Source organism: Streptomyces sp. NPDC002076 (genome assembly GCF_053593835.1).
The window spans coordinates 60,781-79,539 of sequence record NZ_JBSFDI010000022.1; the positions used below are offsets into that span (position 1 = coordinate 60,781).

The 18,759-nt window shown below is 73.3% G+C and carries 14 protein-coding genes; 12 read left to right on the forward strand and 2 right to left on the reverse strand.

Features of this window, described 5'->3' with window-relative positions:
• Positions 1–117 precede the first annotated feature (117 nt).
• From ACWCQS_RS35500 to ACWCQS_RS35525, 6 genes are all read left to right on the forward strand, one after another.
• Positions 118–1,011 (forward strand): FAD binding domain-containing protein, encoded by an 894-nt coding sequence (locus ACWCQS_RS35500; RefSeq protein ID WP_451008283.1) that lies wholly within the window; start codon positions 118–120, stop codon positions 1,009–1,011.
• Positions 1,011–1,607 (forward strand): (2Fe-2S)-binding protein, encoded by a 597-nt coding sequence (locus ACWCQS_RS35505; RefSeq protein WP_451008284.1) that lies wholly within the window; start codon positions 1,011–1,013, stop codon positions 1,605–1,607. Before ACWCQS_RS35500 ends, ACWCQS_RS35505 begins: the two co-directional genes overlap by 1 nt.
• Positions 1,608–1,609: 2 nt before the next feature.
• Complete coding sequence (locus tag ACWCQS_RS35510; RefSeq protein ID WP_451008285.1) at positions 1,610–3,994, forward strand: xanthine dehydrogenase family protein molybdopterin-binding subunit; 2,385 nt, start codon at positions 1,610–1,612, stop codon at positions 3,992–3,994.
• 211 nt (positions 3,995–4,205) lie between these two features.
• Positions 4,206–5,672 carry an NCS2 family permease gene (locus ACWCQS_RS35515; protein WP_451008286.1) on the forward strand — a complete coding sequence of 489 codons (1,467 nt, stop codon included), beginning with the start codon at positions 4,206–4,208 and terminating at the stop codon, positions 5,670–5,672.
• Between the two features lie 45 nt (positions 5,673–5,717).
• The gene (locus ACWCQS_RS35520; protein WP_451008287.1) at positions 5,718–6,869 is read left to right on the forward strand and encodes an XdhC family protein; all 1,152 of its coding nucleotides are present in this window, start codon (positions 5,718–5,720) and stop codon (positions 6,867–6,869) included.
• Between the two features lie 90 nt (positions 6,870–6,959).
• A complete protein-coding gene (locus tag ACWCQS_RS35525; protein ID WP_451008288.1) occupies positions 6,960–7,598 on the forward strand; it encodes a LysE family translocator in 639 nt (212 codons plus the stop codon).
• A gap of 86 nt (positions 7,599–7,684) precedes the next feature.
• Here the strand turns inward: ACWCQS_RS35525 and ACWCQS_RS35530 are convergent, their stop codons facing one another.
• Positions 7,685–8,125 carry an SRPBCC family protein gene (locus tag ACWCQS_RS35530; RefSeq protein WP_450983919.1) on the reverse strand — a complete coding sequence of 147 codons (441 nt, stop codon included), beginning with the start codon at positions 8,123–8,125 and terminating at the stop codon, positions 7,685–7,687.
• A 125-nt stretch (positions 8,126–8,250) separates the two neighbouring features.
• Here ACWCQS_RS35530 and ACWCQS_RS35535 point away from each other — a divergent pair, with 125 nt between their 5' ends.
• The 6 genes from ACWCQS_RS35535 (at position 8,251) to ACWCQS_RS35560 (ending at position 17,073) form a co-directional block, all read left to right on the forward strand.
• A complete protein-coding gene (locus ACWCQS_RS35535; RefSeq protein ID WP_451008289.1) occupies positions 8,251–8,889 on the forward strand; it encodes a phosphoribosyltransferase in 639 nt (212 codons plus the stop codon).
• Positions 8,890–9,074: 185 nt separating this feature from the next.
• A complete protein-coding gene (locus tag ACWCQS_RS35540; RefSeq protein ID WP_451008290.1) occupies positions 9,075–10,811 on the forward strand; it encodes a trypsin-like peptidase domain-containing protein in 1,737 nt (578 codons plus the stop codon).
• Entirely contained in the window at positions 10,808–13,111 is a 2,304-nt protein-coding gene (locus ACWCQS_RS35545) for a tetratricopeptide repeat protein (protein WP_451008291.1), read from the forward strand. The genes ACWCQS_RS35540 and ACWCQS_RS35545 overlap by 4 nt, the downstream gene beginning before the upstream one ends.
• Positions 13,112–13,157: 46 nt before the next feature.
• A complete protein-coding gene (locus ACWCQS_RS35550) occupies positions 13,158–14,687 on the forward strand; it encodes a VWA domain-containing protein (protein WP_451008292.1) in 1,530 nt (509 codons plus the stop codon).
• Positions 14,684–15,775 carry a hypothetical protein gene (locus tag ACWCQS_RS35555; protein ID WP_451008293.1) on the forward strand — a complete coding sequence of 364 codons (1,092 nt, stop codon included), beginning with the start codon at positions 14,684–14,686 and terminating at the stop codon, positions 15,773–15,775. The genes ACWCQS_RS35550 and ACWCQS_RS35555 overlap by 4 nt, the downstream gene beginning before the upstream one ends.
• On the forward strand, positions 15,772–17,073 hold the full coding sequence (locus ACWCQS_RS35560) for an extracellular solute-binding protein (protein WP_451008294.1): 1,302 nt from the start codon (positions 15,772–15,774) through the stop codon (positions 17,071–17,073). Before ACWCQS_RS35555 ends, ACWCQS_RS35560 begins: the two co-directional genes overlap by 4 nt.
• A gap of 519 nt (positions 17,074–17,592) precedes the next feature.
• On the opposite strand, the gene ACWCQS_RS35565 is transcribed toward ACWCQS_RS35560, so the two are convergent.
• Positions 17,593–18,756 (reverse strand): magnesium and cobalt transport protein CorA, encoded by a 1,164-nt coding sequence (locus tag ACWCQS_RS35565; protein WP_451008295.1) that lies wholly within the window; start codon positions 18,754–18,756, stop codon positions 17,593–17,595.
• Positions 18,757–18,759 lie beyond the last annotated feature (3 nt).

Sequence of the window (18,759 nt, forward strand, 5' to 3'; positions counted from 1 at the left end):
GAGCACGGGGCGGTGTACTGAGTCCACTCCGCGTTAAGAGCACATGAACGAGCCGCGCCCGCCGCACACGGATTGGCTCAGTCTGTACGACCCACGAGACGAAGAAGAGAGCCGGTCATGGACTTCCTTCGCCCCGCCAGCTGGGAGGAGGCGCTCGCCGCGAAGGCCGAGCACCCCACCGCTGTGCCGATTGCGGGTGGCACCGATGTGATGGTCGAGATCAACTTCGACCACCGCCGGCCCGAGTATCTGCTGGACCTCAACCGCATCGGTGACCTCTACGAGTGGGAGGCCGGCGAGGAGAGCGTGCGGCTGGGCGCCTCCGTCCCGTACACCAGCATCATGCAGAACCTCCGTGCCGAGCTGCCGGGCCTCGCGCTCGCCTCGCACACGGTCGCCTCCCCGCAGATCCGCAACCGCGGCGGCGTCGGCGGCAACCTCGGCACGGCCTCGCCCGCCGGTGACGCCCACCCCGCTCTGCTCGCGGCGGGCGCCGAGGTCGAGGTGGAGTCGGCGGCCCGCGGCACCCGGCTGATCCCGATCGACGAGTTCTACACGGGCGTCAAGCGCAACGCGCTCCAGCCCGACGAGCTGATCCGCGCCGTGCACATCAAGAAGGCCGACGGACCGCAGCAGTACTCGAAGGTCGGCACGCGCAACGCCATGGTCATCGCCGTGTGCGCCTTCGGCCTCGCCCTGCACCCCGAGACCCGTACGGTCCGGACCGGCATCGGCTCGGCCGCCCCGACCCCGGTCCGGGCCAAGGCCGCCGAGGAGTTCCTGAACGCGGCGCTCGAAGAGGGCGGCTTCTGGGACAACGGGAAGATCATCACCCCGTCGGTCGCCAAGCAGTTCGCCGACCTGTGCTCGGCCGCCTGCAACCCGATCGACGACGTCCGGGGCACCGCGAGCTACCGCCGCCACGCGGTCGGCGTGATGGCCCGCCGGACGCTGACCTGGACCTGGGAGTCCTACCGCGGCACCCGCCGCACCACCGAGGGAGCTGCGTAATGCGCGTCAACTTCACCGTGAACGGTCGTCCGCAGGAGGCCGACGACGTCTGGGAGGGCGAGTCCCTGCTGTACGTCCTGCGCGAGCGCCTCGGCCTGCCGGGTTCCAAGAACGCCTGTGAGCAGGGCGAGTGCGGCTCCTGCACCGTCCGCCTGGACGGCGTGCCCGTGTGCTCCTGCCTGGTCGCGGCCGGCCAGGTCGAGGGCCGCGACGTGGTGACCGTCGAGGGCCTCGCGGACTACGCCAAGCAGCGCGCCGAGGGCGGCTGCGCTTCCGGCGCGTGCGGTACTGCCCTCCAGGACGCCCAGCATTGGCAGGCCAAGGGCACCGACTCCCAGACCGGCGAGGGCGCCATCTCCCCGGGCGCAGCCCTCTCGCCCATCCAGCAGGCGTTCATCGATGCCGGCGCGGTCCAGTGCGGCTTCTGCACCCCGGGTCTGCTCGTCGCCTCCGACGAACTCCTGGAGCGCAACCCGAACCCGTCCGACGCCGACATCCGTGAGGCGCTGTCGGGCAACCTGTGCCGCTGCACGGGCTACGAGAAGATCATGGACGCGGTCCGCCTGGCGGCCGCCCGCCAGTCCGAGGGGGTCTGACCATGCCGGCCAACGGCGCTCCTACGAAGATCACGCAGGGCTCCCAGACCAGGGGCGGCATCGGCGAGTCCACGCTCCGCCCGGACGGCACCCTCAAGGTCACCGGCGAGTTCGCGTACTCGTCCGACATGTGGCACGAGGACATGCTGTGGGGCCAGATCCTGCGCTCCACCGTCGCGCACGCCGAGATCGTCTCGATCGACACCGTCGAGGCGCTGAAGACCCCGGGTGTCTACGCCGTCCTGACGTACGACGACCTGCCCACCGAGGTGAAGAACTACGGCCTGGAGATCCAGGACACCCCGGTCCTCGCGCACGGCAAGGTACGCCACCACGGCGAGCCGGTCGCCCTCGTCGCGGCCGACCACCCGGAGACGGCCCGCCGCGCTGCCGCCAAGATCAAAGTCGAGTACCGCGAACTCCCGGTCATCACCGACGAGAAGTCGGCGCTGGCCCCGGACGCGATCCTCGTCCACGAGAACCGCGACGACCACCACGTCGGGCACGTCCCGCACCCGAACATCGTGCACCGCCAGCCGATCATCCGCGGCAACGTGGAGGAGGCCCGCAAGCGGGCCGACGTGATCGTCGAGGGCGAGTACACCTTCGGCATGCAGGACCAGGCCTTCCTCGGCCCCGAGTCCGGCCTCGCCGTGCCGGAGGAGGACGGCGGCGTCCACCTCTACATCGCCACCCAGTGGCTGCACTCCGACCTGCGCCAGATCGCGCCCGTCCTCGGCCTGCCCGAGGACAAGGTGCGCATGACGCTGGCCGGCGTCGGCGGCGCGTTCGGCGGCCGCGAGGACCTGTCGATGCAGATCCACGCCTGCCTGCTCGCGCTGCGCACCGGCAAGCCCGTCAAGATCGTCTACAACCGCTTCGAGTCCTTCTTCGGGCACGTCCACCGCCACCCGGCCAAGCTGTACTACGAGCACGGGGCCACCCGCGACGGCAAGCTGACCCACCTGAAGTGCCGGATCGTCCTGGACGGCGGCGCCTATGCCTCCGCCTCCCCGGCGGTCGTCGGCAACGCCTCGTCCCTGTCGGTGGGCCCGTACGTGGTGGACGACGTCGACATCGAGGCCATCGCCCTCTACACCAACAACCCGCCCTGCGGCGCCATGCGCGGCTTCGGCGCGGTCCAGGCGTGCTTCGCCTACGAGGCGCAGATGGACAAGCTGGCCAAGGAGCTGGGCATGGACCCGGTGGAGTTCCGGCAGCTCAACGCGATGGAGCAGGGCACCATCATGCCCACGGGCCAGCGTGTCGACTCCCCCGCCCCGGTCGCCGAACTGCTGCGCCGCATCAAGGCGATGCCGCTGCCGCCCGAGCGCCAGTGGGAGTCCAGCGAGGGCGCCGACGTACGGCAGCTGCCCGGCGGTCTGTCCAACACCACGCACGGCGAGGGCGTCGTACGCGGGATCGGTTACGCGGTAGGCATCAAGAACGTCGGCTTCTCCGAGGGCTTCGACGACTACTCCACGGCCAAGGTGCGCATGGAGGTCGTGGGCGGCGAGCCCGTCGCCACCGTGCACACCGCGATGGCGGAGGTCGGCCAGGGCGGTGTCACCGTCCACGCGCAGATCGCCCGCACCGAGCTCGGCGTCACCCAGGTGACCATCCACCCGGCCGACACTCAGGTGGGCTCGGCGGGTTCGACCTCGGCTTCCCGGCAGACGTACGTCACCGGCGGCGCCGTGAAGAACGCCTGCGAGCTGGTTCGCGAGAAGGTCCTGGAGATCGGCCGGCGCAAGTTCGGCACCTACCACCCGGCCTGGGCCACCGCCGAACTCCTGCTGGAGGGCGGCAAGGTCGTCACCGACGGCGGCGAGATCCTCGGCGATCTGGTCGACGTGCTGGAGGACGAGGTCGTGGAGATCGAGGAGGAGTGGCGGCACCGGCCGACCGAGGCCTTCGACCTGCGCACCGGCCAGGGCAACGGCCACGTCCAGTACTCCTTCGCCGCGCACCGCGCGGTCGTCGAGGTCGACACCGAGCTCGGCCTGGTCAAGGTCATCGAGCTGGCCTGCGCCCAGGACGTCGGCAAGGCGCTCAACCCGCTCTCCGTCATCGGCCAGATCCAGGGCGGTACGACCCAGGGCCTGGGCGTGGCGGTGATGGAGGAGATCATCGTCGACCCGAAGACCGCGAAGGTCCGGAACCCCTCCTTCACGGACTATCTGATCCCCACGATCCTCGACACGCCGACCATCCCGGTCGACGTGCTCGAACTCGCCGACGAGCACGCCCCGTACGGGCTGCGCGGCATCGGCGAGGCCCCGACCCTGTCGTCCACCCCGGCCGTCCTCGCGGCGATCCGGAACGCGACCGGGCTGGAGCTCAACCGCACGCCGGTGCGGCCCGAGCACCTCACGGGAACCGCGTAACACCCCACAGCTCTCCGGGCGGCGCAGGGAACGTCACACACTCCGGCGCGCCGCCCGGAGGAACCCCCTTTGAGTTCCGCACCGCTCGCGGTCCTTGAAGTACCAGGAAATTCGTTCGTCTCGGGCCGTCCCCCGGGTCGTCCATTCCCCAAATCCCGTGACCGTCAGGGCGGTTGCACGGGTGCCCCTGTGAACCTTGGGAGATGGCACCATGACCCAGCAGTCAGTGGAGCCCACGACCACCGCCGAAGACGCGGGCGCGGGTTCGCGCCCGCCGGCCGGCAGGTCGTGGCTCGACCGGTACTTCCACATATCCGAAAGAGGATCCACCGTCGCGACCGAGGTCCGCGGTGGCGTCACCACCTTCATGGCGATGGCGTACATCCTTCTCCTCAACCCCGTGATCCTCAGCGGCGCGGACAAGTCGGGCGACTCCCTGGGCCAGAAGGCCCTCATCACGGCCACCGCGCTCGGCGCGGCGGGCACCACCCTCCTCATGGGCTGGATCGGCAAGGTGCCGCTCGCCATGGCCGCCGGACTCTCCGTCTCCGGAGTGCTGGCCGGACTGGTCCTGGGGACCAAGACCCTGACATGGGCTCAGGGGCTGGGCATGTGCGTCGCGTACGGCGTCGTGATCATGCTGTTGGTGGTCACGGGACTCCGTGAGATGATCATGAATGCGATCCCGCTGCCGCTCAAGCACGGCATCACCATCGGCATCGGTCTGTTCATCGCGTTCATCGGCCTGGTCAAGGCCGGCTTCGTGCACGCCGGCACGGCGACCCCGGTCACCCTCGGCGACGCGGGCGAACTCTCCGGCTGGCCCGTCCTGCTCTTCGCGGTCACCCTCCTGCTGATCTTCGCGCTGCAGTCCCGGAACATTCCGGGCGCCATCCTCATCGGCATCGTCACCGGCACCGTTCTCGCGGTGGTCGTCAACGCGGCCGGCCTCGTCGGCGACAAGGGCTGGGCCAACGGCGAGGGCCCCGCGCTGCACGGCAGCGCCGTGTCGATGCCGGACTTCTCGCTCATCGGCAAGGTGTCCTTCAGCGGCCTGGGCGACGTCGGCTACATGACGGTGACCTTCATCGTCTTCACGCTGGTGCTCGCCGGCTTCTTCGACGCGATGGCCACCATCATCGGCATCGGCACGGAGGCCGGACTCGCCGACTCCCAGGGGCGGATGCCGGGCCTGTCCAAGGCGCTGTTCATCGACGGTGCCGGCGGCGCCATCGGCGGCGTGGTGGGCGGCTCCGGCCAGACCGTGTTCATCGAGTCCGCGACCGGCGTCGGCGAGGGCGCCCGCACCGGACTGGCCTCGGTCGTCACCGGTGGGTTCTTCGCCCTGTGCCTCTTCTTCACACCGATCACGGCGATCGTGCCGCGCGAGGTGGCCTCGGCCGCCCTCGTCACCATCGGCGCGATGATGATGATGAACGCCCGGCACGTGGACTGGGGCGACCGCTCCGTCGCGATCCCGGTCTTCCTCACCGTCGTGATCATGCCGTTCACGTACTCGATCACGCCCGGTGTCGCCGCCGGTGTGATCTCCTACGTGGTCATCAAGCTCGCCCAGGGCAAGTGGCGGGAGATCGGTCCCTTCATGTGGGGTCTGACGGTGCTCTTCCTCGTCTACTTCTCCCTGCATCCGCTCCGGTCCCTGCTGGGCGTGCACTAGCCGGTTGAACGTCCCTTCCACGCAACCCCGTTAGGAGACCGACAGATGCTGGACATCGCCGAAGAGCTGAACCGGTGGGTCGAGCAGGGCCGTGACTTCGCCGTCGCCACCGTGGTGGCCGTCGGCGGCAGCGCCCCGCGCCAGCCCGGCGCCGCGCTCGCGGTGGACGCCGAGGGCACGGCCATCGGCTCGGTCTCCGGCGGGTGCGTGGAGGGCGCCGTGTACGAGCTGTGCCGACAGGCGCTGGAGGACGGCGAGACCGTGCTCGAACGCTTCGGCTACAGCGACGAGGACGCCTTCGCCGTCGGCCTGACCTGTGGCGGCGTCATCGACATCCTCGTCACGCCGGTCCGGGCGGACGGTCCCGCCCGGCCGGTGCTCGCCGCCGCGCTGGCCGCCGCCGCCCGCGGGGAGGCGGCGGCGGTCGCGCGGATGGTGGAGGGACCGGCAGAGCTGCGGGGCCGGGCCCTCCTCGTCCGGCCCGACGGCCCCTACGACGGCGGTTTCGGCGCCCATCCCGAACTGGACCGCACGGTCGCCGCCGAGGCCGGCGCCTTCCTGGACGCCGGCCGCACCGGCACCCTGGAGATCGGCGAACAGGGCTCGCGCTGCGGCGCCCCGCTCACCGTCCTGGTCGAGTCCTCCGTCCCCGCTCCCCGCATGATCGTCTTCGGCGCGATCGACTTCGCCTCCGCACTGGTCCGCGTCGGCAAGTTCCTCGGCTACCACGTCACCGTGTGCGACGCCCGCCCGGTGTTCGCCACGAAGGCCCGCTTCCCGGAGGCGGACGAGATCGTGGTCGAGTGGCCCCACGAGTACCTGGAGCGCACCGAGACCGACGGCCGTACGGTCCTCTGCGTCCTCACCCACGACGCCAAGTTCGACGTGCCGCTGCTCAAGCTGGCCCTGCGGCTGCCGGTCGCCTACGTCGGCGCGATGGGCTCCCGCCGCACCCACCTCGACCGCAACGAGCGGCTGCGCGAGGTCGGCGTCACCGAGCTGGAACTGGCCCGGCTGCGCTCGCCGATCGGCCTCGACCTCGGCGCCCGTACGCCGGAGGAGACGGCCCTGTCCATCGGCGCGGAGATCGTCGCCGGCCGGCGGGGCGGCTCGGGCGTGTCGCTGACCGGTGCGCACACGCCGATCCACCATGACACGACCCCGGCACCTGTCGGCCGCATCGGCTCGGTGGCCTGAGGCCGCTTCGGCCGTCCTCCACGCCGCCCGGGGAGACCGCGTCGGGAAAACGGTTTGCCGGGCGCCGAGGCCGCCGTATTGCATGAGGGCATGGTGTCCACCGACCGGCTGGCTGCGTTCGCCGCCCTGTCCTTCCTGCTGATCGTGATCCCCGGCCCGAGCGTGCTCTTCGTCGTCGGGCGGGCGCTGGCGCACGGGCGGCGCGCCGCGCTGACCACGGTCCTCGGCAACACCCTCGGTGCGTACGTGCTCGTGGCGGCCGTGGCGCTCGGCATCGGCTCGATCGTGGAGCGCTCGGTGCTCGTCTTCACCGCCCTGAAGCTCGCCGGCGCCGCCTACCTCGTGCACCTCGGGATCAAGGCATGGCGGCAGCGGGGCTCCCTGCGGGCCGCGTTCACGGAGTCCGGACCGGCCCACGGCAGCCTGCGCACCCTCTGGGAGGGGTTCGCGGTCGGCGTGGCCAATCCCAAGACGGCGGTGTTCTTCGCCGCCGTGCTGCCCCAGTTCGTGGACCCCGAGCAGGGCCATGTGCCGGTGCAGATGCTGGTGCTCGGCCTGGTCTTCAACGCTATCGCGGTGGCCTCCGACAGCCTGTGGGGACTGGTGGCCTCCGCCGCCCGCGACTGGTTCGCCCGCTCGCCCCGGCGGCTCGCCGCCGTCGGCGGGATCGGCGGACTGACCATGGTCGGGCTCGGTGTGACGGTGGCGGTGACGGGGCGCAAGGACTGAGCGCTCCCCGGGGTGCCGTGCCGGGCCGTCCGGCGTCCGCGGCGCCGCCGTGGCCGGTCGCGCCGTTCCTCGCGTCCCCTCGGCGCTCACTCCCGCCGCAGCAACCGGTTCACGGCCCGCCCGAACACCGTACGGGCCGTGCGCTCCACCAGGCCGTCCAGGGCCGAGGGCAGGAAGCGCAGGCGCACCTCCTCGCGCCACACGACCCGGCTACGGCCGCCCGGCCCCGGCCGCACCTCGATCTCCGCCCAGCCGAGGATCACCCGGCCGCGTTTCTCCAGGCGGCACAGCCCGGCTTCGCCGTCGGCCGGCGGGCACCAGAGGGTGACCTCCATCAGGTCGTCGAAGGCGAGCGGGCCGATGCCCGACCGGGCCACGAAACGCGTGCCCACACGGGTCGGTGGGGGCGTGAGCAGCGTGATCCGGGTGAGCGGGACCACGTCGGCGTGGCGGGGCCACTGCGTGAGCCGGCGCCAGGCCTCGTCCAGGGCGAGCGGGGCCGTACGTTCGAAGGAGAAGGTGGGCACGGCACGATCGTAGGCAATGAAGGACCCCGCTACTTTCCGTGTACATAGAGCACGAGTTCGAATATCTCCACAACGCCCGACCGGGAGCACCATGGAAGGAGAGGCACCGCGGAGGAGGACGGACCATGCGCTTCCGGGACCGTGCCGAAGCCGGACGGGAACTCGCCGGACTGCTGAGCGACCTGCGTGAACAGGGCGCCCTCGTCGATCCGCTCGTCCTCGCCCTGCCCCGCGGCGGCATCGCCGTCGCCGAGCCCGTCGCCCGCGCCCTGGGCGCCCAGCTCGATGTGCTCATCGTGCGCAAGATCGGCGCCCCGCACCACCAGGAGTTCGCCGTCGGCGCGCTCGTCGGGGACGACCCGCCCCTCTTCAACGCCGGCACCCTGGACCGGCTCGGCCTGACCGAGGAGTCCATGGCCCCGGTGGTGGAGCGCGAGCGGCGGGAACTGCGTCGCCGCGAGCAGCGGTACCGCGGCGACCGTCCGGCGCCGGACCCTGCCGGGCGCACGGTGATCGTCGTCGACGACGGCCTGGCCACCGGCGCCACGGCCCGCGCGGCCCTGCGGCACGTACGGCGGCGCGGGCCCGCGCACCTGGTGCTGGCCGTGCCCGTCGGCGCGCCGGACTCCGTGGACCAACTCGCCTCCGAGGCCGACACGATCGTGTGCCCGCACCGGCCGGCCGGGTTCACCGCCGTGGGGCAGTGGTACGAGGACTTCGAGCAGTTGACGGACACGGAGGTGCTGTCCGCACTGGGGCGGTGAGGGGGCGCCGTCGGGGTGTTTCGCCGTTGCCGGGTGTGGGTTCGTCGTGGTTGCTCGCGCCCACGCGGCGGAGCCGCACATCGATACAGCCCCGCGCCCTCTCGGGGCGCTCGTTCACCGCCCCTCCGTAACACCACCGTGCACACCAGTAGTACCGGACCGGCACTCGGAGTAACCTCGGGGCCATGACGCGCACGGGGGAGCGAGCCGTCAAGTCGCGGTTACGGACGCCGTCCTGGATCGCGCGCATCGAGGCGCCGGACGGGCAGGTCCTCGGTGCCGGGGTGCTGCTCGCCCCGGACCGGGTGCTCACCGCGGGGCATGTCGCCGGGCCCGGCCGCCACTACACCGTCCGCCTGATCGGCGTACCCGGCCTGGACGCCGTACCCGCCACGGTCCGCGAGGACGAGTACGTGCCGGAGCAGGAGGACGCCTTCGGTGACCGCAGCGGTGATCTCGCCCTGCTGCGGCTGGCCGCACCGCTGCCGGCGGCCCACACCACCCGGCTCTACCGGCTCGCCTCACCGCACGGACCGGTGAGCATGTACGGCTTCCCGGCGGGCGACGACGGCGGCCGCTGGCACGGCGCCACCCTGGTCGCCGCCCGCGGCCGGGACAGCCAGGTGCAGCTGCGCCCGCTGGCCCCGGGCGAGCTGGCCGCACCCGGCTTCAGCGGCGGGGGAGTGGTCGACCATGCCACCGACCAGGTCATCGGGATCGTCCTCAGCGTGGACGAGGGGCCGGGGTGGGCCTTCAGCTATATGAGTCCCACCGAGACCATCCTCCGGCATCTGCCGCAGGTCGCCGCCTGGACCGACGGCGCCGAGGCGGTCGACCCCCGGCTGCGCACCGGAGCCGCGGAGGCCGCCGGCGCGCTGGACGTGCCGTTCGCGACCGAGCTCGCCTCCTGGTTCCGCGGCGAGGGCTGGCCGGTCCTCGTCACCGTCGCCCCCGCCCGCAGCGACCGCGCCTGGACCCTGAACCGGGCCGTCACCCTCGCCGACCGGGAACTGCGCACCGAGCGCAACACCAGCGTCTTCAGCCATGACCCGCCCGAGACCGTGCCCCCGGCCGGCGCGCACGATCTCGCCCTGGACGTCAAGGGACTGACGGCCAGTCAGGTCATGGAGCGCATCGCCGCCCGGCTGGGCATCCGCGACGACATCCGGCCCGAACGGCTCGGCGCCCTGCGCGTCCCGCTCGCCGCCGTCCTGGTCGGCGTCGACCAGGCCGCCGAACCCGAGGCCCTGCTCGGCCTGCTGGACCGGCTCGCCCGGCAGGATGCCCGGCTGCTGCTGGTCTTCCGCCGCCGGGGCGAGCGTGCGGAGCAGGCCGCCGAGTCCCTCGTACACCGCCCGCTGCGCGACCGCTGGAGTCGGCTGCACGCCGAACTCGACCGGATCGTGGACGAGTTGGGGCCGGGCCTGGACCGGCTCCGGGACCGGGTGCTGCCCGGCCCCGGCACCCGGCAGCTGGTGGAGCGGGCCGAGGCCGGAGTACGGCGGACCCGGATGCTGCGCGCCTGGGTCGCCCACACCCCCGAGCGGGAGCGCGACCCCGGCCGCGCCGGCCTGCTGTTCACCTTCGAGGACGCCGCCGACCGCCGCAGACAGCGCCTGGAACAGGCCATCGGCGTCCTCGACGCCCGGCTGCGCCGCCGCGAGGAACTGCTCGGCCGGGTCAGTGCCGAGTGGCCGCTGTGCCGCAGACGGGCCGCCGCGCACGGCGACCGGGTCATGGAGGCCTACCGGCTCTACGAGCACGCCCTGTCCCTGCTGCGGCACACCCCCTGCGACATCGAGCGGGCCGAGACCGCCGTCGAGCGCTTCGTCGGTTTCTGCTCGGCCTCCGCTCCGTCCGCCCCGGCCGCGCCGACGCGGCCCGCCGCCCCCGGCGCACCCCGGAAGGAGAGCGCACCGTGACCTCGTGCCTCCGGCCCGGCTGCTCGGGCCACATCATGGGCACCGGCTACTGCGACACCTGCGGCCGCCGCCACGCCGAACCGAATCCCGCGCCAGACCCGGAGCCACCGGCACCGGCCGGAGCGCGCACCGAACCGCGGACCCCGCCCCCGGGCACCCCGGCCGAGGAGAGCCCCGGCCCGCCGGCCGTGCACGCCGTCGCCGGGGTCGGGGACCTCGACCAGCACGGACTGGTCGTACTGCCCGAGGTGCCCGCCCCCGACGACGTGCTCGTGACCGACCCCCGCCCACCCACCGGCGGCCGCCGCTGCGGTGCGAACGGCTGCACCATGACCATCGGCGTCGGCTACGGCGGCCGGCCCGCCCCCGCCACCGGCCACTGCCCCCGCTGCGGCACGCCCTACTCCCTGCTGCCCCAGCTGGGCGAGGGTGACCTGGTCGCCGACCACTACCGCGTCCTCGGCTGCCTCGGCGGCGGCGGGCTCGGCTGGATCCATCTCGCGGAGGACACCCGCGCCGACGGCCACCGGGTCGTCCTCAAGGGTCAGATCGACGCCCACGACGCGCTCGCCCGCCGCACCGCCGTCGAGGAGCGCCGATCGCTGACCGACCTGCACCACCCCGACATCGTCCGGCTCATCACCTACGCCGACCACCACGTCCCGGGCCGTCCGCCCACCGGATACCTGGTCATGGACTACATCGGCGGCCGCTCCCTGCAGCAGTTGTTCGCCGCCGACGACGTCGAACGGATCTTCCACGGCCGCCCCCGCCTGGACCACGTCCTCACCTACGGCTGCAAGATCCTCGGCGCCCTGCAGTACATGCACGAACGCGGGCTGCTCTACTGCGACATGAAGCCCGCCAACGTCATCCACTTCGGCCGGGCGATCAAGGTCATCGACCTCGGCGCGGTCCGCGCGATCGGCGACCGCACCTCCGCCTACGTCTGCACGGCGCCGTTCGCCCCGCCCCAGGAGGAGATCGGCCGGCGCGGCTGGCACGTCGACAGCGACCTCTACACCGTCGGCATGACCCTCCAAGCGCTCTGCCACGGTACCGAGCCGGCCCGCGGCCTCGCCCCGGACTCCTTCCGCCGGCTGATCGACCGCGCCACCCACCCGGAGCCGGGGGCCAGGTTCCGCTCGGCAGCCGAGATGTCCCGGCAACTCTGGGAAGTCCTCCGGGAGTTCCGCTCCCTCCAGTTCGGCGAGCAGTTGCCGGAGAGCTCCACCCGGTTCCGCGCCACCGGCGCCAGCCTCGACGCCGGGCTCGGCGCGATCCCGGCCCTGCACCACTTCACCGCCCACTCCGGCGGGCAGCCGCCCGGCCTCGACGTCTCCCCGCCCTCCGCCGCCGAGGTCGCCGGCGCCCTGCCGGAGCCGGTCCCCGACCCCGACGACGGCGCCGCCCTGCTGCTGGACACCTTTCCGCCCGACGCCCCCGACCGGGTCGCCCGGCAGTGGCCCCGCGAGTCCCGCCTCGGCACCCCGGAGACCGCGCTGTGGCTGTGCCGCGCCCATCTCAGACGAGGCGAGCGGGACCAGGCCGAGAGCTGGCTCGCCGAGGCCGAGACCCAGCTCGGCGAACACGCCGCTGCACACGACTGGCGCATCGCCTGGCACCGCGGCGTCCTCCACCTCAGCAGAGGGGAGGTACGCCGGGCCGGCGGCCGCTTCGACGCCGTCTACCGGGCGCTGCCCGGCGAGTACGTGCCCAAGCTCGCCCTCGCCTACTGCGCGGAACACGAGGCCGGGACCGCAGGACCGCAGCGCATCCCGCGGGCCATGCGGTTCTACGAGGCCGTCTGGAAACGGGACTTCGCCCACACCGCCGCCGCCTTCGGGCTGGCCCGCGGCCATCTGGCCGGCGGTGACCGGGACGCCGCCGTCCGCGTCCTCGACGATGTGCCCGCCACCTCCCGGCACCACGACGCCGCCCGGATCGCGGCCGTCCGCGTCCGCGCCGGCATCCTGCGCGGCGGCCCGCCCACACCCGCCGACCTGCGCGACGCCGCCCGGCGGCTGCCCGAGCTGCGCCTGGACGGCGGCGCCGCCGACGGCGAGTCCCGGGCCCGGCTGGTCGCGGAGGTCCGCGAGAACGCCCTGCGCTGCCGGCCGGAACAGGGCTGGGGGCCGGAGTTCCCCGCCGGCGACCTCCTCGGACCCGGCGACGAGGACGGCCTGCGCCGCCTGCTGGAGCACTCCTTCCGCCTGCTGGCCGCGCAGGCCCGCACCGCCGACGAGCACGGCCGGCTGCTCGACCTGGCCCACGCGGTCCGGCCGGTCACCACCTTCTGACACCGAGCACGCCCGAGCACGCCCGTGACCACCTGGGGGACACACGATGACCGAGGCAGCGGAGATCGCCGAGGAGATCGAGGTGACACTCGCGGTCGGTCAGCAGAAGGAACTGCCCGCCGGGTCCGGGCCCGGGCAGTCCGCCGACCGGGAGATGCACGCCATCCTGGAGATCGGCGTCCGCAGCCGCGGCGGCCCCGGCGGCCCGGGATCCGGCCCCGCCCCCGCGCACGGGGCGGGCCCCGCGCTCGCCGAGGTGCTGATCGTCGACACCTCCCGCTCCATGCTCCACCCCGCCGCCAAACTGCACGCGGCGAAGGACGCCACCGCCGCGGCGGTCCGGCTGCTGCCCGACGGCACCGCGTTCGCCGTGCTCTCCGGGCGGTTCGACGCCACCGTGGTCCATCCCGGCCCCGGCCGCGCCCCGATGGCCGTCGCCGGCCCCGCCGAACGGGAGGCCGCCGAGCGGGCCGTACGGATCCTGGACGCGGACGGCGGCACCGCCCTCGGCACCTGGCTCGACCTCGCCCGGCGGCTGCTGAAGAAGCAGCCCGCCCCCGTCAAGCACGTCCTGCTCCTCACCGACGGGCGCAACGAGCACGACCACCGGGCCGCGATGTCGCTGGACACCGCCCTGGACGCCTGCGAGGGCCGGTTCGTCTGCGACGCCTGGGGAATCGGCGACGACTGGGACGCCGAGCTGCTGCTGCGCATCGCCCGGCGGCTGCACGGCCGCGCCGGAGCGGTCCGCGAGGAGTCCGAACTGCCGGCCGCCTACAAGGAGTTGGTGACCGGACTGCTCGGCACCGCGATCCCCGAACTGCGCATCAGGATCACCCCCACCCCCGGCACGGTGATCCGCCTGGTCAAGCAGGTGGTGCCCGGCGAGCAGGAACTGGCCGCCGTCCCGGCCGGCTCCGGTGGCCGCGCCGCCGAGTACGTCACCCGCGCCTGGGGCGACGAGACACGGCACTATCAGGTCGTCCTGACCGCCGACCCGGCCGGCCGCGAGACCGGCGAGGACCTTCAGCTGGCCGCCGTGGAGGTCGCCGTACCGCACTTCGGGCGCCCGGTACGGCTGCCCGCGCCGCGGCCCGTCCTGGTCTGCTGGACCGACAACCCGCTCGACGCCTCCCGGCAGCATCCCGGAGTCCGCCGGCACGAGCTGTACCAGCAGGCGAGCGCCGCCGTCGCGGGCGCCTACCGGGCCTGGCTGCGCGGCACCGGCGGCCGGGCCGAGGCGGACCGGCATCTGGCGCGCGCCCTGGCCCTCGCCGGTGAGCTGGGCGACGCCCAGTTCCTCGGCGCACTGCGGCGGATCGAGGAACCGGGCACCGGCCGGGTCCGGGCCGGCCTGAAGGACGTCGACTGGCAGCACCTGATCCTCTCCAGCGCCCTGACGACCCCGCCGCAGCCCCCCAGCCCCGGCCCGCCGGCCACGCCCCCACCCGGCACCGCCACGCCCCCCGACGCCGACGCCCTGGTCGAGTGCCCGTACTGCAAGTGGCTCGGCCCCGCCGACTCCGTCTACTGCGGGGGCGACTGCGGCCGCCGGCTGGGGGAGCCGGCCTCATGACCCCCGGCCGGGGCGCGACGCCGCCCGGCGGCGAACCGGGTCACGACGCCGGCCCGCCCGTCGGTCCGTCCCTTGCCACCCCCGACGGCCGACGCGCTCCGGCCGACCGGCGCGCCCCCGCCGGAAGACCGGCCCGACTCCGCCACCGGCTGCTCCCTCCCGCTCGGCGTCCGGTGGGCGGCGGCAGTACGACCGCCCACGATCTCGCCGTACGCCACCGCCTGCTGCTGGCCCTGTCCGCGCTGCTGACGCTGTCGCTGTTCCTGTCCTACGAGGGCGTGCACGGTGACGCGAACCCGCTGCGCACCTCCAGCGCTCCGGCCGTGCTGTCCATCGACACCGCGCTGTACGCGCTCGGCCAGGCCCAGCAGGACGCCGGCGCGGCGGCACCGACCAGCGACTTCCAGAAGCAGATCTCGGTCGCCGCGCAGAGCCTCGCGGCCGCCGCCGGGGACGACGTCGGGGGGCCGGCGGGCCGGCAGGCCCTGCAGACGGTCGCCGGACTGATCACGGTGTACGCCGTCAAGGTCCAGCAGGCCCAACTCCAGCCCGCCGACAGCGTGTTGCGCGAGGCCTACCTCAGCTACGCCACCAGCATCCTGACCGACGAGGGCTCCGGGATCCAGGCCCGGCTGACCGCACTGCAACGGCAGCAGCGCGCCGCGGTGCACCGGCAGACCTCGTTCGGCCCGCTGCTGTGGCTCGGCTGGGGTACGACCCTGCTGCTGGCCCTCTCCCTCGGCGCGGCCCTGCTGGAGACCCAGCTGTTCCTGCGCCGGCGCTTCCGGCGCCGGTACAACCGCGGCCTCCTCGCGGCCGGCGCCCTGCTGGCCGGCGGGCTCGTCGCCACGCTGCTGTTCACGGTGTGGACGCACCAGGGGATGGCGCACACCCGCGAGCTGCTCGACCGCCCGCTGACCGGGCGGCTCATCACGGACGCCGGCCGGCACACCGCGTCGTACCTGGCGCACACCGGTTTCCGGGCTTCGGCCGCGGTGTGGATCCTGATAGGAGGCATCCTGCTCATGGCCCTCGCCGAGACGGGGCTGCGGCGGCACATCGACGACTACCGGTTCAGGCCCCGGTGAGCGCCCCGCAGGGCGGCGCCGCGACGGCCACCGCGTCCCGTGCCCGCCGCATCCGCACCCTGACCGTGCTGGCGAGCTGTCTGGTCCTGCTGGCGGCGGCCGTCGTGTTCGCCGTGCGCGCCCTCGGCCAGGAGCCGACCGTCACACTGCTCGCCAACTGGACCGGCACCGACGAGCGGAACTTCCGGGAGTCGGTGATCGAACCCTTCGAGCGGAAGTACCACATCCACGTGGACTACCAGGGCAGCTCCGCCGAGAGCCAGGTGCTCGGCGCCGACGTGGAGGCCGGGACGCCACCGGACGTGGTGGTGCTGACCGGTCCGGGCGAACTCGCCGACTACGCCGGGCGGGGACAGCTGAAACCCCTCGACGACCTCGTGCCCCGGGCCGGCTTCGGCGCGTCCTGGACCACGCCGCTGGACGGGCACGTGTACTGGTTCCCGCTCAAGGCCGACCTGAAGTCCGTCGTCTGGTACCCGGCCGGCACGAGCGAGCGGCAGCGCGCCGAGGCGGCGGGCAAGCCCGGCCAGTGGTGCGTCGGCCTGGGCTCCGGGGCGACCAGCGGCTGGCCCGGCACGGACTGGATCGAGGACATCCTGCTCCAGCAGTACGGCCCCGGCACGTATCAGCGCTGGGCGCGCGGCGAGCTGCCCTGGACGTCCAAGGAGGTGCGGTCGGCCTGGACCACCTGGGGGCGGCTGGTGGGGGCCGGCGGGGACCCCGAACTGGTCCGGCGCGTGCTGAAGACGCCGTACCAGGACGCGTCGAAACCGGTTACTGCCACCCCGCGCGGCTGCACACTGGAGCATCAGGCGTCCTTCATCCGCAACGAGGACTCCTGGAAACGCGTGGACGGCCGTTACGAGCCCTCGGCCCGGCGGATACCCGGTGCGCGGGCGAGCGACGCCTGGGAGGTCTCCGGGGACCTGGTCGCCCTGCTGCACGACACCCCGCAGGCCAAGACGCTGATCCGGCACCTCGCCTCGGCGGGCGCCCAACGCGCCTGGAACGCCAGGGAATCCGGTTTCTCGGTCAGCCCCGAGGCGCAGCCGGCGCCCTCCGCCGCCGGCTCGGCCTGGCACCGCTCCCTCGCCGCGATCCTCCTCGACGACCGGGCGGTGCACTGCTTCGACGCCTCCGACGCGATGCCGCCCTCGGTACGGGACGCGTTCGCCGAGGCCACGATCGAGTTCCTCGCCCACCCCGGCCATCTGAACACCCTGCTGGCCTCCCTGGACACCCTCACCCGCACCCAGGGCCTGACCTGGCTCCCCTCGGTCTGCGACCACACACCATGACCGGCCCGGCGAGACCGCGGCTTCGCGTGCCGACCCCACGCGAGGGCCGGTCGGCCGGGAACGGCGAATACGCGGCCCGGCCCACGGCAGGTCCGGCTCGCCGGTCGGCTCACGGTGGGGTGAGTGCGCGGCCCGGTGCCGAGCCTGGGTGGGCTTGTGGGTCGGCCCGGCGGGTACGGCTTTCGCGGGCCGGCGCAGGGCAGGGTTGGTGTGCCGGTGGGTCCGCGGTGGGGTGGGTGCGCCGCCCGGCGCCGAGCAGGGTCGGCGTGGCGGGACGGTGAGTGCCCCGCCCGGCGCCGAGCCAGGTCAGCCTGCCGGTCGGCCTCGCAGGAACGGTGTGTTCGCGGGGCCGCCCCGCGGCAGGGGCAGTTCGTCGGGGCGCCCCACGGAAGGCCGGCGCCGCTGACGTCCTGCCCGGCCTTCGTCAGCCCCGTGAGGAGCCCGGCCATTCAAGTGATCCGCCACCTCCACCGGCGCCCAGCACCAGCGCCTCGGTCATCCCCGCTCCTCGACCGTCGGCTACAGCCAGTCGCGCTTCCTGAAGACCACGTACAGCGTCAGACACACCACGCCCATCAGCCCGATCGCGAACGGGTAGCCGAACAGCCAGTGCAGCTCCGGCATGTGGTCGAAGTTCATGCCGTAGATCGTGCCGACGAGGGTCGGGGCGAAGAGGATGGCCGCCCAAGAAGAGATCTTCTTGACCTCCTCGTTCTGCTCGAAGCCCGCCTCCGCCAGCGCCCGCATCTCCGCGTTCTGCTGCTGGGTGACCAGAGTGGCGTTGACCGTCAGGATCTCGGAAAGGGCCTGGCGGAAGCCGTCGACGCGTTCGCTGATGTGGGTGACGTGGTCGGCGACGTCCCGCAGATAGCGCTGGAGTTCCTCGTCGGTCTCGTACTTGGCGAAACCGGCCATCAGCCCGTGCAGCATGCCGACCAGCGGGCGGGTGGCGCGCTGGAACTCCACCATCTCGCGGGAGAGTTCGTAGATGCGCCGGGAGACCTCGGGATCACCGCGGAACACCTCGGTCTCGATCTCGTCGATGTCGTTCTGGACGCCGGAGACCACCGGCGCGTAGCCGTCGACGACGGCGTCGAGGATCGCGTACAGGACCGCTTCCGGCCCGAGCTTGAGCAGATCCGGGCTGCCCTCCATCCGGCGGCGGACCGCCGACAGGTCCGGCGCCGCGCCGTGCCGGACCGTGATGACGAAGTCCGGGCCCACGAACACATGCAGCTCGCCGAAGTCGACCTCCTCCGGCGCGTCCAGATAGCGGGCGGCACGCAGCACGACGAACAGTGTCTCGCCGTACCGCTCCAGCTTGGGCCGCTGGTGCGCCTCCATCGCGTCCTCGACCGCGAGCGGGTGCAGGCCGAACTCGGCGGCCAGCGAGTGCAGATCGGCCCCGGTGGGCCGGGCCAGGCCGATCCAGGCCATGCCCGAGGGCTGTTCGCGCAGCTCGCGGTAGGTCTCGGCGAGCGTGGCGGGGGCCGAGACGCGGACGCCGTCGCGGTACAGCGCCGCCTGGACGACGCTCACCGGCTCGGCGCCGTCCGCCGCGGCGGGGGCGGGCGCGGGCGTCTCGGCGCCGGGGGACGGGGGCTGGGTGAGGGCGCGGCGCCAGCCGGACCTGCGCCCGTTCCCGCCGTTCCCGCCGTTCCTGCCGTTCTCTCGCTCGGACATCGG